This window comes from Geomicrobium sp. JCM 19039 (assembly GCF_000698145.1).
GTDB lineage: Bacteria > Bacillota > Bacilli > Bacillales > Marinococcaceae > Geomicrobium_A.
In genome coordinates, this window is the sequence record NZ_BAXB01000002.1 from 145,229 (window position 1) to 159,114 (window position 13,886).

7 protein-coding genes and 5 pseudogenes are annotated in these 13,886 nt (G+C 44.7%); all 12 read left to right on the forward strand.

Translation table 11 applies throughout. The annotated features are described in order from the left end of the window. A pseudogene (yfmF, locus tag JCM19039_RS27700) lies at window positions 1–1,277 on the forward strand (EF-P 5-aminopentanol modification-associated protein YfmF). Next, window positions 1,274–2,558 (forward strand): annotated as a pseudogene (gene yfmH, locus JCM19039_RS02870) (EF-P 5-aminopentanol modification-associated protein YfmH). Before yfmF ends, yfmH begins: the two co-directional pseudogenes overlap by 4 nt. Further along, window positions 2,555–3,277, forward strand: coding sequence for an elongation factor P 5-aminopentanone reductase (gene ymfI, locus JCM19039_RS02875; RefSeq protein WP_042423715.1), 723 nt, complete (start codon window positions 2,555–2,557; stop codon window positions 3,275–3,277). Before yfmH ends, ymfI begins: the two are co-directional and overlap by 4 nt. Before the next feature lie 69 nt (window positions 3,278–3,346). Beyond that, the gene (locus JCM19039_RS02880) at window positions 3,347–3,595 is read left to right on the forward strand and encodes a DUF3243 domain-containing protein (RefSeq protein ID WP_042396971.1); all 249 of its coding nucleotides are present in this window, start codon (window positions 3,347–3,349) and stop codon (window positions 3,593–3,595) included. Window positions 3,596–3,750: 155 nt separating this feature from the next. Next, on the forward strand, window positions 3,751–4,524 hold the full coding sequence (locus JCM19039_RS02885) for a DUF3388 domain-containing protein (protein ID WP_042396808.1): 774 nt from the start codon (window positions 3,751–3,753) through the stop codon (window positions 4,522–4,524). A 15-nt stretch (window positions 4,525–4,539) separates the two neighbouring features. After that, the gene (locus JCM19039_RS02890) at window positions 4,540–4,989 is read left to right on the forward strand and encodes a RodZ family helix-turn-helix domain-containing protein (RefSeq protein WP_052398462.1); all 450 of its coding nucleotides are present in this window, start codon (window positions 4,540–4,542) and stop codon (window positions 4,987–4,989) included. Between the two features lie 57 nt (window positions 4,990–5,046). Then, the gene (locus JCM19039_RS02895) at window positions 5,047–5,421 is read left to right on the forward strand and encodes a hypothetical protein (RefSeq protein WP_152550057.1); all 375 of its coding nucleotides are present in this window, start codon (window positions 5,047–5,049) and stop codon (window positions 5,419–5,421) included. A 163-nt stretch (window positions 5,422–5,584) separates the two neighbouring features. Beyond that, on the forward strand, window positions 5,585–6,160 hold the full coding sequence (gene pgsA / locus JCM19039_RS02900; RefSeq protein WP_042423719.1) for a CDP-diacylglycerol--glycerol-3-phosphate 3-phosphatidyltransferase: 576 nt from the start codon (window positions 5,585–5,587) through the stop codon (window positions 6,158–6,160). Window positions 6,161–6,190: 30 nt separating this feature from the next. Then, window positions 6,191–7,431, forward strand: a pseudogene (locus JCM19039_RS02905) (competence/damage-inducible protein A). Window positions 7,432–7,434: 3 nt separating this feature from the next. Next, window positions 7,435–9,040: pseudogene (locus JCM19039_RS02910) on the forward strand (DEAD/DEAH box helicase). Between the two features lie 1,775 nt (window positions 9,041–10,815). Continuing rightward, window positions 10,816–11,859, forward strand: a complete 1,044-nt coding sequence (gene recA, locus JCM19039_RS02915; protein ID WP_042423721.1) for a recombinase RecA — start codon at window positions 10,816–10,818, stop codon at window positions 11,857–11,859. 426 nt (window positions 11,860–12,285) lie between these two features. Beyond that, window positions 12,286–13,844: pseudogene (gene rny, locus JCM19039_RS02920) on the forward strand (ribonuclease Y). Window positions 13,845–13,886 lie beyond the last annotated feature (42 nt).

Consider the following 13,886-nt stretch of genomic DNA (forward strand, 5'->3'; position numbering starts at 1 on the left):
ATGGTCGAACAATTTAACGTTGGCAGCTTACATGTACATTGGCAGCCGAGTGATAAATATAAAACGACAACGTTTGTGCTTCAAATGAAAGCCCCATTAGAGGACGAAAAAACATCAGCAGCACGCGCGTTGCTTACCCAAGTATTGCAAGCTGGAACGAAAAAGCACCCATCCCGACGAGAAATCCGAAAGCACTTGGATGGGCTTTACGGGGCGAGTTTCGGTGCAGACGTCGGCAAAAAGGGTGAACAACACTTTGTTACGTTTTTTGCTGAAGTCGTTCACGAACAATATTTGCAAAGTGAAAACGAACCCCTAGCTAAAGAGATGTTGCAATTTTTTCTCTCAGTATTATTTGCACCTGCCAAAACCGATGATGGCGCGTTTTTAGACAGCATTATTAAAGAAGAAAAACAAGCGCTCATCAGTCGGGTGAAAAGCATTGCTGATGATAAAATCCGTTACGCGAACCAGCGCCTCGTTGAAGAAATGTGCAAAGAAGAACGGTATGGCATTCCGCCTTATGGTACAGCAGCACACATTGAAGACGTAGATGAACGAGCGCTCCAAGACGCCTACACAGACTTGCTAAAAACAAATGCTTTTGATTTGTTTATTACAGGACCTGGAGAGCGTGAAGAAATTGAATCTATTCTGAATGAGTATGCGACAAAGTTTACGAGCAAGTCAGTGACGAGTGAAACGAAAATGCAAAAAGCCCCGGAGGAGACACGAGAAGTCGTGGACCATGAAGATGTGCAACAAGCGAAATTGCACATGGGGTTTCGGGTGCCGTTTCAAGCAAGCGACAACGAATATGCAGCCGTCCTCGTTACGAACGGGATTTTCGGTGCCTTTCCACACTCCAACTGTTCGTTAACGTTCGTGAAAAAGAGAGCCTTGCTTATTATGCGGCGTCACGGTATGAGCCGTATAAAGGTTTAGTGTTTGCGATGGCAGGTATCGCTTCTGATAAATATGAGCGTGCAGTAACGATTATTAAGGAGCAGTTACAGGAACTCAAAAACGGTAATTTTACCGATGAAGAGTTGCAAACGACTCAGTATATGCTCTCAAACCAAATTCTTGAACAAGTCGATTCAGCGAGAGGGTCGATTGATCTTTTATACCAGAACGTACTCACGAACAAACACCGCTCGGTTGAAGACCGTGTGAAAGAAATTCAAAACGTATCACGAGAAGATGTAACGCGCATTGCATCAGAAATCACACTCGACACGGTGTATCTGTTAACTGGCAAGGAGGATTCGCAATGAAAAAACAACAGTACGACCAGCTCGGTGAAACCCTTTATTATGAGACGCTTGATAACGGACTAAAAGTGTACGTCCTCCCCCGTCATGAAAACAATAAAACGTTTGCGATTTTCACGACCGATTACGGTTCAATTGATGACCACTTCAGTCCTTTAGGGCAAAAAGACGCCATTCGTGTACCTGATGGCATCGCTCATTTTCTTGAGCACAAGTTGTTTGAAGATGAAGATGGCGATGTATTCGATACCTTTTCAAAACGGGGCGCACAAACGAACGCGTTTACGAGTTTCACACGAACGGCTTATTTGTTTTCAAGCACGAGTGATGTGCATAACAACGTGGAGACGCTGATTGACTTTGTGCAAAAGCCATATTTTACGGAAGAGTCGGTTGAAAAAGAACAAGGCATCATCGAACAAGAGATTCGTATGTACGATGATGACGCCGACTGGCGGTTGTTCTTTGGCCTCATTGCGAGTCTTTACAAAAACAATACCGTGCGTGTGGACATTGCTGGAACGGTATCCTCCATTCATGAGATTACAAAGGATATGTTGTATACGTGTTACGAAACGTTTTACCACCCGTCAAACATGGTGCTGTTCGTGACAGGACCTGTTGATCCCGAAGAAATGGGTGCGCTTGTGCGCGATAACCAAGCAGCGAAATCGTTCAAAGACGTTGAAGAGATCAGACGAGAATATGGTGATGAGCCCGATGAAAGTAATCAAAAGGAAGACGTTTTGCGCATGAATGTGCAAACGCCAAAAGTATTGCTCGGATATAAAGAGGGCGGCGATGCGTATCCACTTGACGGGCTGACATATGAACTCGCTGTACAAATGCTTCTAGACGTCATGTTCGGTAGCGGTTCACAAGCGTACGAGAAGTTATACCGAGAAGCTCATTGACGGTTCTTTCTCTACGGATTTCACGATGGAACGCTCTTTTGGCTTCTCGGCAATTGGAGGAGACTCAAAAGATCCTGATCGTCTCGTAGAAGTGCTTCGTGACACGATCCGCACGTACAAGCAAAAAGTCTTAAACGAAGAAGAGATCGAAGTAGCGAAAAAGCGAAAAATCGGTTCGTTCTTAAAGCAACTAAACAGTTCTGAATTTATTGCGACACAATTTACGAGGTATGAAATGAACGGTGACGCGCTGTTTGATGTCGTTCCTAAGCTTGAAAAGCTAACGATCGGTGATTTAGAAAAAGTGTTGCAGCGTCACTTTGCAGAAGACCATAGTTCAGTAATGAAAGTGCTCCCCCACTCTTCATGAGGCATACGTTCATTACTGGAGCTACAGGCGGAATCGGTAGAGCTGTGGCAAAGGAGCGGGCAGGGGCAAACACTCACCTCTACCTTCATTATTATCGAAATAAAAGTGCTGCACTGGACATTCAAGAAGAGTGCCGGAAATTAGGTAGCAAGGTTACGCTCGTTCAAGCAGATTTTGGTCTACCGACCGGTGCTAACGATTGTTTCAAACAACTTGACGCTCGCATTGACGACATCATTTTTGCGAGCGGAACGGCCTTTTATGGTCTCTTGGATGACCACTCCGATGAAGAGGTTGACCGGCTAATGAATGAGCACCTCGCTTCTCCTATTCGGTTAATCAAGCGGATTTTGCCGCAAATGATCGAACAAAAAGCGGGGAGAATTGTACTTGTTGCCTCGATTTGGGGAGAAGTCGGTGCATCTTTTGAAACGGTTTATTCCGCAGCCAAAGGTGGCCAGATTGCATTTGTAAAAGCACTTGCAAAAGAGGTAGCTCCTTCGCACATTACCGTCAATGCAGTCTCTCCTGGGGTCATTCAAACCGCACAAATGGAAGGGTTTAGCCTTGAAGAATTGAGACAACTGTCTCAGGAAATTCCAGCGGGTCGTTTTGGATACGTACATGAAGTTGCGCATGCTTGCAATTATTTACTTTCCGAAGAAGCGGCTTACGTAAATGGTCACGTACTTTCCATCAACGGAGCGTGGAGCGGATAAAGTATGTATGAAATGTTGCCGCTTGCCTCAAACTACAACCGTAGTGAATTAGTAGAGGAGGGAGCAACAGTGTCCGTTCTAGAAAACTGGGAGCATTGGAAATCATTTTTAGGCGATCGTCTTGAATCTGCTGAAGATGATGGATTAAGCCATGACGTGGTCTCTGATGTCGCTTTTGAAGTTGGCGATTATTTGGCAAAAGAAGTTGAGCCACAAAACGAACAGGAACGCGTGCTTAAAGACATGTGGAATGTCGCGGATGAACAAGAACAACATGCGATTGCAAACATGATGGTTAAACTCGTTCAAAGAGATTAGATGAGAGCTACGCACCTTCTTCGGTCAGACCGAACGAGGTGCGTTTTTCTTGCTGTCCAACCATATTCTTACATACTACTACCCAAATGCACGAAAATAACGTAAAATGAGAGATAATGTTAAGTATAGAAATGCTGAAGGAGGCGAGGGAATTGATGGAAAAGAAAGAATGGTATTTTGAATATCAAATCCATCAAAACCGCCCAGGTTTGCTTGGAGATATCTCCTCGTTACTCGGAATGCTGTCCATTAATATTGTGACAATTAACGGTGTGGAGAACAATCGTCGTGGAATGCTCATACGTAGTGCAAAGGATGATAACATCACACGGCTTCGAGACATCTTGCAAACGATGGAAAGCATCACACTAATGAAAATTCGACAGCCGAGGTTGCGGGATCGTCTGGCAGTCATGCACGGTCGCTACATAGAGCGCGATGCCGATGATAAGAAAACGTACCGGTTTGTTCGTGATGAGCTGGGCTTGCTCGTAGACTTCATGGCTGAATTGTTTAAAGAAGAGCGGCATTATTTGGTCGGAATTCGCGGCATGCCTCGCGTTGGAAAAACCGAATCGATTGTGGCTGCCAGTGTGTGTGCGAACAAACATTGGTCATTTATCTCATCCACTTTGCTCCGTCAAACCGTGCGTTCGACCATTCCTGAAGACGAACTAGGCGATGATCTCGTTTATATCATTGATGGAATTGTTACGACGATGCGTGCCAACGAAAAGCATCGCACACTTGTTGACAAGATTATGAGCATGCCAAGTGTGAAAGTTGTGGAACATCCAGACATTTTTGTACGAGAAACAGCCTATACATTACAAGATTTTGATTGTATTATTGAGTTGCGAAATAATGAGGATGAAAAGATTACGTATGAAATGGTGGAGTCAGGTTTTTCTTCATTTGATATTAGCTAGGTGGTAGGTGGGAGTATGACAGAGTTAGGCGAGTTTCTAAAAGAAAAAAGAGAAGAGTTTGGTTGGGATTTAGAAGAGGTACAAGCGCGTACAAAGATTCAAAAGCGTTATTTGCAAGCGATTGAAGAGGGGAATTATAGTGATTTGCCAGGCGCATTTTATGCGCGGGCATTCATTAAGAGCTATTCTGAAGTTCTCGGTTTGGAACCAGATCAAGTGTTTCAACAATTTGAATCAGACTTACCCAAACCAAAACAAGAAGCGGTCGATCTGCCGTCAAGAACGGAACATACACGTGCCAAGCGCACGAGTGAAAGAGAAAAAAAATCGAGCATTTTACCTGCGATACTCATCGGTTTGTTTTTAGTCGTTCTCGTTGCTGGAATTTGGGCCATATCTGTATGGCATCGGCGAGTGATGATGAAGAAGAAAATGGAGATTCTGATGAACAAATGGCAATTGTAGATACGCCACAGGATGACGATGAAGACGTGGAAGGTACAGACGAGGACGAGGGCACTGATGAAGAAAATGGTGCTGATGAAAATGGCGATACGGAGTTCAACCAATGAAGACAACGAAGAAACTTCTTCAGCAAGCCTTGAATTTGTCGAAGTGACCGATAATAATCAATCCATCTTTACCGTTACCGGAGACACGATCGAGATTGATCTCGAATTTGATGGAGAAAGTTATATTGACTTTCGTACTGAGCGTTTCGGTGACCCAATTGAAGCTGGTGGGGTTCTCAGCAGCGATGAATCATTTGAATTCGATGAAGATGCGATCACAATTAACGTCGGCAATATTTTTGGTGTGGACATTACGGTGAACGGCGAGGAATTAGAATACCCAGTTGATGTGCACCATCATTATATTACGATTGAACGAGAATAAAATAAAGTCTCTCGAAACAGACACGGATTGTGCCGGGAATCGTGCGCAAACCGTGTCCTGTTTTATTTATTTGCCCGTTTCTTCGGTAAATAAGTACATCCTCTGTTTTTAGTTTTTGTTCGTTTCTGTTAAAATAATATAGGGTTGAAAGGAGGGCGCGGATGTGAACTTGCCGAATCAGATTACAATTGCCCGTATATGTTTTATTCCTGTCTTTATGATTGTTTTTCTCTATCCATTTCAATGGGGCGCGGTTTCTCTTTTCGGTACAGAAGTCCCCGTGCACCATCTTGTTGCTGCCCTGATTTATGCATTTGCTGCTTTGACCGATTGGGTAGATGGTTACATTGCTAGAAGCAGGAACTTGGTGAGTAACTTCGGAAAGTTTCTCGATCCACTTGCTGACAAATTGCTCGTGACGGCAGCGTTGCTTTCATTAATCGAACTTGATTTATTACCTGCATGGATGGCGGTCATTATTTTGACGAGAGAATTTGCTGTAACGGGAATGCGTCTCGTAGCGGCAGCAGATGGTACAGTCATTGCTGCGAGTTCGCTCGGGAAGTGGAAAACGGTATTTCAAATGGTTGCGATCTTTTTCTTAATGGTACATAACGCACCGTTTGAATCAATTGGCATTCCGTTCGCTGATTTTCTCATGTGGATGGCAGTCTTATTAACGATCGTGTCGGGAATCGATTACTTTTGGAAGAACAAACATGTATTTAAAGATGCTTAAAACAGGTGTTTGAAGATTGGAGGGGGTCCGGTGAATGCTGAAGTCATTGCCGTAGGTACAGAGTTATTACTCGGACAAATTGCGAACACGAATGGTCAATTTGTCTCAAAGCAGCTCGCTTCTCTTGGGGTCAATGTATACAAACATACCGTTGTCGGTGACAATAAGCGGCGAATACAGGCGTCGATTGAGGAAGCGAGACAGCATCACGACTTAATTATTTTCTCTGGTGGTCTCGGACCGACCGAAGACGATTTGACAAGAGAAGCACTGTCGGAGTACTTGAATGTGCCACTCATCTATGACCCTAGTGCTCTCCAGCACGTTGAAAGCTTTTTGCCAGTCGAGGCAAAGAGACGTCAGAGGCGAACCGAAAGCAAGCGCTTGTTCTTGATGGATCACACGTCTTTTTTAATCATGCAGGGCTTGCAGCAGGTTGTGCGATAGAACATGACGGAACACTGTATGTGTTATTACCAGGGCCACCTCAAGAATTAAAAACGATGGTCAAACGGGAGTTGGAACCGTTTTTAGCAGAACGAAATCATGCAGGTGCGTTTTTTCGTTCTCGGGTGCTACGATTTTTCGGTATCGGAGAATCGGCACTTGAAGAGACGTTGAAAGACCTGATCCACGAGCAAACAAACCCAACGATTGCTCCTCTTGCGGGGCAAGATGAAGTGACGCTTCGCCTCACAATTACTGAAACCGATGAAGACCGGGCGACCGACCGCTTAAACAAAACAGAAAATAAGATTTTGGAACGCGTCGGTGAGTATTTATACGGATACAATGAGGATAGTTTGTTCTCAAAATCTGTGGAATACTTACAGGAAAAGAACTGGTCAGTGGCTACTGCAGAGAGCATGACTGGCGGTGGCTTGATGCAGCAACTTACAGAAATTGCCGGTGCATCCTCCGTGACGGCAGGTGGCATGGTCACTTACAGCAACGAGATGAAAATCAAGCATCTCGGCGTTAATCCTGATCTGCTCGTTGAACACGGCGCTGTTAGTGAAGCGTGCGCAAAGCAAATGGCAGAAGGAATTCGCGATCGTTATGAGAGTGCAGTGGGCATATCGATTACCGGTGTTGCAGGTCCAGACACATTAGAAAATAAAGCAGTAGGTACGCTTTACATTGGCATTGCTTTACCCAATCAAACCACTGTGTATAAACGAAAGCTTACAGGCAACCGCGAAACGATTCGACGAAGAGCTGCCAAAGAGGCATGCAGTTGTCTATTGCTAGAAAAGAAAAAAGGTGATTAGTGAATGAACGTATTTGAACACGAAGCGATTAAGCCAGAATTAAAACAAGCCATTAAGCAGATGGGGTTTGAAGAACCGTCTCCAATCCAAGAAAAGGCGATCCCTATCGTCTTAGACGGGAATGACGTTGTTGGTCAAGCGCAGACAGGAACTGGAAAAACAGCCGCATTTGGCATTCCGCTTTTAAATAAAATTACGGCTAGTTCGGACGTGCAAGCGATTGTACTTACGCCAACGCGGGAATTAGCCATTCAAGTTGCCGGTGAGCTTCAGAAATTATCTGCGAATATGAAGCTGACGACATTACCGATTTATGGTGGGCAATCGATTGGTCACCAAATCAAAGCATTGAAGCGCGGAGTCCAAGTCGTGATCGGAACGCCTGGACGCATTCAAGACCATTTGCGTAGAAAGACTCTTCGCTTGGACCGTGTCGAGACATTTGTCCTTGATGAAGCAGATGAAATGTTGGACATGGGTTTTATTGATGATATTGAGTCTATCCTCAAGCAAACGAACAAAGAGCGACAAACACTCCTGTTTTCAGCGACGATGCCGGGTCCGATTCGCAAGTTGTCACGTCGCTACATGGAAAAGCCAGAGACGGTGTCCATTAGTCGCAGTGATGTGACCGCCCCGTCGATCGAACAACTTTATTTTAAAGTGTTAGAACGCAACAAATTGGAATCACTATGCCGGGTAATTGATCGTTACAACCCAGAGCTTGCCATCATTTTCTCTCGTACGAAAAAAGGCGTTGCTGAGCTTACGGAATCATTGCAAGCACGTGGATATTTTGCAGATGGTTTGCACGGGGATCTCACGCAATCACAGCGAGATGCTGTCATGAAGAAATTTAGAGACAGTTCAATTGAGTTCCTTATTGCGACAGACGTTGCGGCCAGAGGAATTGATGTCGATAACGTCACTCACGTCATTAACTATGACATCCCTCAAGACCCTGAATCATATGTGCACCGCATCGGTCGTACCGGTCGTGCAGGTAAAAAGGGGCAAGCGCTCACGCTCGTTACGCCACGCGAAATGAAGCACCTGCGCTCAATTGAGAAAGAAATCAAGATGCAAATTCCAACCCGCGACATTCCAACCATTGAAGAAGTGGTTGAAAAGCAACAAGACGCGTGGAAAACACAAATTACAAATGTGATTCAAGCGAGTGAAGAGACGTCCATTTTTGATGACCTTACCGAAGAGCTATTGAAAGACTTCGACCAAAAAGACGTTATTCAAGCGTTACTAAAGATGAACTACCAGACGGAAAACAATCTTTCTGAAGAAGGATATAGCTTTGGTGAAACCGGTGGTGCAAAAGATGGTACGCTTTTTCATTAACGTCGGTCGCAACGTGAATATGACGCCAAAAATTCTCGTTGAAGAAGTAGCAAACGCCGTTGGCATTCCAGGTAAATCAATTGGGAAGATCGACATCTTTGAGAATTTCACCTTTGTTGAAGTGCCTGAGAGCGTTGCACCTTTCGTTTATGAAGGCCTTCGTCATTCGAGATTGAACGGAGCAAGAGTAAACTTAGAGCCTGCGAAACCGCGTCCAAAACGAGACGCTCGCAAACCGAGTCCCGCTCGTTCCTAATCGTAAGAGAAATTCCGATAAACGCTTGTCATTCGTCCGAGGAGGACTTGTGGCGAGCGTTTTTTGGATGTGCTAGCGTCGGTTATTTAGTACGACTAAAGATAAACTTAAAAACTCCAACAAATGCTATGATTAAGATCGCTATTGGCGGGCGAACGCTGACAGAGTGACTGTTGAAGCTCATCTCAACTCACGTTCTTCGGCATGTGAGTGAGAGTTGCAGGCAAAATAGAAAGCGTTTCTCGAAGGGCAGCATTGCATAGCCGATGGCCACCACCTGGCGTAAGGAATGTGATGACGTGTCACTTATGTGACAATCCAGCCTCAATCCGGGCACTTTCTGCTCTCAACGGTCACATATATCGCAATTTGTGACCGTTGACTCCGTTTATGTGCGGATCCACGTTTAAAAATGATGATTATTCTTTCCCAAGTGTCACGTAAATGAATATTTGTGGCATTTGGACTTCTTTCCAGACACTGTAACCAGTGGGCAGAAACCTGAACCGAGTCGCCCTTGTGCTTTGGAGTATAAAGAAAACACGGTGGACGTCTTTTAGCCACCGATGTTGCACTTGTACTCCGGAGTGCAAGCATCCGCCTGCAGTGGAAAGCAACAACAATACAAATCAGGAAAACGTTACGTTCATTCCATAAAAATTCTAGGCTAGGGGTTGTTTTAGAATTTTGTACTACACGACCTTGTTCTCCGCGAAGCGTGTGATTCAAACTTAAAAAAGTGATTGAAAGAATGAAGAAGGTTTTGGAAGCAGACTGTCGTTCATCTCCTGTAAAGTGCTCGATCTGCTTCCATAAACGCCTGTTTGGAAGCAGACGTCCACGGATTGGAACCTAAACGAGGTAAAAACGGGCATAGTCGGTGAGCTTGTTTCCAATCCAAGCTCTTTGGAAACAAAAAATGGGTTAGCTACCTCCAACGCCTATGGAGAATTTCAACCGGTTGGTCGAAATCAAGGACCAACAACGCAAAAAAGGAAGATCTAAAGTTCAACACATATCGAATTTTCTGAAGCCACGTCAGCGCTGCTGCGAAGTCTTGACGCACCGCAGATCTCTGATGCTATTCTTAACGTTTAGAAATTTCATGAACCCTATGGTCGAGGTAGCCACCCGGTCTTCGTTCCATACGCTTGGCATAGGAAAGTCGGGGGACGTTTACGGTCAAACGCCAACATAGGGGACAAGGCTAATCACGGTCCGTCTAACTCTTTTATGTAACAATCCTCCGCTCAAACAGGCCGCTGTAAGGTGCCAGCTGTCTCATAGATTTCTTTTAGACACCATTCAGGTTGAGGATGATGAATTTCGCTCGGCTAATTGCCACAAACAACAGTTTTGAATAGATGAGACCATCTCTGGACAGTCTCACCCATTTCTTACGAAGCGGTTAGACAGGAGACCGAGTTGATTTCGTCTTATGTTCTCCTCTACAACCATCTGTTTGTAGGAGAGAGCAAGCACACACCGTGCAACTTTGGAAAATGTAACCCCGAGCCCCAACGTCTTGCGGCCGATGAATGCACTAGTTTTCTGAGTTTGTCGATGTTTTCCCCATTTAATCCGCCGTTCGTTTTTCAATCCTTGGGACCGAACGTGTTTCGGCTTGCTTGTGAGTTCGTTGAAGAAAAAACGAATAAATGTTCGTATTTTTCTTGGCAAAATGATCAAAAGACGATATGATGTGTGCAGGGGATAAAATGACCATCATTCTGCATGAGAGAAATGTATGAATTTATAATAAAGGAGATAGAACAATGAGTGACCGCAAAGCAGCGCTCGACCAAGCGCTTCGAAACATTGAAAAGCAGTTCGGAAAAGGCTCCATCATGAAGCTTGGAGAAGATAGTGAACGAAGAGTATCGACAGTATCTAGCGGGGCTTTGGCTCTTGATATTGCTCTAGGTGTTGGTGGCTATCCGCGCGGAAGGATTGTTGAAGTCTACGGTCCGGAATCTTCAGGTAAGACGACAGTAGCTCTCCACGCGATTGCAGAAGTTCAAAGAAATGGCGGACAAGCGGCCTTTATTGATGCTGAGCATGCACTAGATCCTGTATATGCACGTAACCTTGGTGTGAACACTGACGAGCTGTTGCTCTCTCAACCAGACACTGGAGAACAAGGCTTGGAAATTGCTGAGGCGCTTATTCGTAGTGGTGCGGTTGACATTTTGATTATTGACTCAGTGGCTGCACTCGTACCTAAGGCGGAAATTGAAGGGGATATGGGGGATACTCACGTCGGTTTGCAAGCACGTCTTATGTCCCAAGCGCTTCGGAAGTTGTCAGGAGCAATTAGCAAGTCCAATGCAATCGCCGTATTTATTAACCAAATTCGTGAGAAAGTTGGCGTAATGTTTGGCAATCCAGAGACGACGCCAGGCGGGCGAGCACTCAAGTTTTATTCATCGGTTCGTTTAGAAGTACGTCGTGCCGAGGCGCTAAAGCAAGGCAATGAAACGGTTGGTAATAAAACGAGACTGAAAGTCGTGAAGAACAAAGTAGCGCCTCCTTTCCGCCAAGCAGAAGTGGATATTATGTACGGAGAAGGAATATCAAGAGAAGGTTCTTTGCTTGATATTGCGACGGACATTGACATCGTTGATAAAAGTGGTGCATGGTATGCATATGAAGGCGAGCGGCTCGGTCAAGGCCGTGAGAATGCGAAGCAATACTTGAAAGAAAACGAAGATATCGCTAAAGATATTGAACAAAAGATTCGTACTCACTATGAGTTGAACGTTAGCGCGAAGAAAGATAGTGACGAAGAAGAAATGACGTTGAAACTTGAGGACGCATAATGAAGAGCAGGGACATTCCCTGCTCTTTTCGCATCATATCTTCCTTATTCCACACGAAGATGAACATCGTCGTAATGTTGACATTTTCATGAATAGAAGTATACAATTATAAAGAATGAAATGAGTTGCTGTTGGCAAGAAATGACTCCGATAGACAAGGTTAGCAGCCGCTTATCATCGATGAAGAATGCAGTTCGTATTCTCCATCAGATAGTACATTCATAACAGATAAGATGAATGATGGAACAGAATGAACAGAAACATTTGGTTCAATGAACAATGCGTTTGATGAAAACCCAAATGGAATTCAACACCAGAAACCTGCTGTCTCCGTTTTTCGTTGGCAAACCCGCAAGGTGAACAAGATTCACACAGAACAACTTCATAGCAAAGGAGGTGTATCTCTTGATAGATAACAGTCCTGTTATGGTGGTCACTTCCATTTTGCTGCTGTTGGTCGGTGTTGGCGTCGGCGGGTTCATCGGTTATTTGATCCGTAAGAAGATTGCGGAGGCAAAGATCTCAAGTGCTGAGCAAGCAGCCAAGAAGATGATTGAAGAAGCGGAGCGAAACGCTGAAGCAAGCAAGAAAGAATCCATTCTTGAAGCGAAAGATGAAGCGTATCGCATTCGTTCCGAAGCCGAAAACGATATTCGCGAACGGAGAAACGATGTTCAAAAACAAGAAAGTCGACTTCTTCAAAAAGAAGAAACACTTGATCGCAAGAGTGAGTCTTTAGATAAAAAAGAAGAATCACTCGAAAAACGAGAAGAGGTTCTCGCAGAGAAACAGCGTGAAACCGAAGCGATGAACAGTAAAATGGAAGGTTTGATCAGTAAACAGAAAGAAGAGCTAGAGCGTGTATCCGGATTAACGAGGGAAGAAGCGAAAGAAATGATTCGCGTCGATCTCGAACAAGAACTGGAACACGAATCAGCCGTTATGATCAAGTCGAACACCGAGCGTATAAAAGAAGAAACGAACAAACGAGCAAAAGAAATGTTATCTTTAGCTTTACAACGATTTGCGGCGGACCATGTTGCCGAAACAACAGTTTCAGTCGTGAATTTGCCAAATGATGAGATGAAAGGTCGGATTATTGGACGAGAAGGTCGAAATATCCGTGCCTTAGAAACGCTAACTGGCATCGATCTCATCATTGATGATACACCAGAAGCAGTGATCCTATCTGGTTTCGACCCTATTCGTCGTGAAATTGCACGAACCGCACTTGAACGTCTCGTACAAGACGGCCGTATTCATCCAGCACGTATTGAAGAAACGGTTGAAAAGGCGAGACGAGAAGTAGATGAGCGTATTCGTGAGTACGGTGAGCAAGCAACCTTTGAAATGGGCATTCATAACTTGCACCCAGATTTAATTAAGATTATGGGTCGACTTCGATTTAGAACAAGTTATGGACAAAATGTGCTCAAACATTCATTGGAAGTGGCTCATTTGACAGGCTTAATGGCGGCGGAGCTAGGAGAAGACGTGCAACTAGCAAAACGAGCGGGTCTTCTACATGATATCGGAAAAGCGATTGATCATGAAATTGAAGGAAGCCACGTAGAAATTGGTGTAGAACTAACGAAAAAGTACAATGAGCATGCGGTAGTCGTCAACAGTGTTGCTTCTCACCATGCGATGAAGAGGCCGAGTCTGTCATAGCGACACTCGTCGCTGCAGCAGACGCGTTATCTGCAGCACGCCCTGGAGCAAGAAGAGAGACACTGGAAACGTATATACGCCGACTCGAAAAACTCGAGGAGATTGCAGAATCATTTGATGGTGTTGAAAAAACGTATGCCATACAGGCGGGTCGCGAAGTCCGCATTATGGTGAAACCTGATTTAATTGATGATGTGTTAGCACATCGTCTTGCCCGCGATATTACAAAGCGGGTCGAAAACGAATTAGACTACCCAGGTCATATCCGAATTACTGTCATTCGGGAGACACGGGCAGTAGACTATGCAAAGTAAAGCAGCGCACATTGTGCTGCTTTCTTTACGTTTTACACGTGG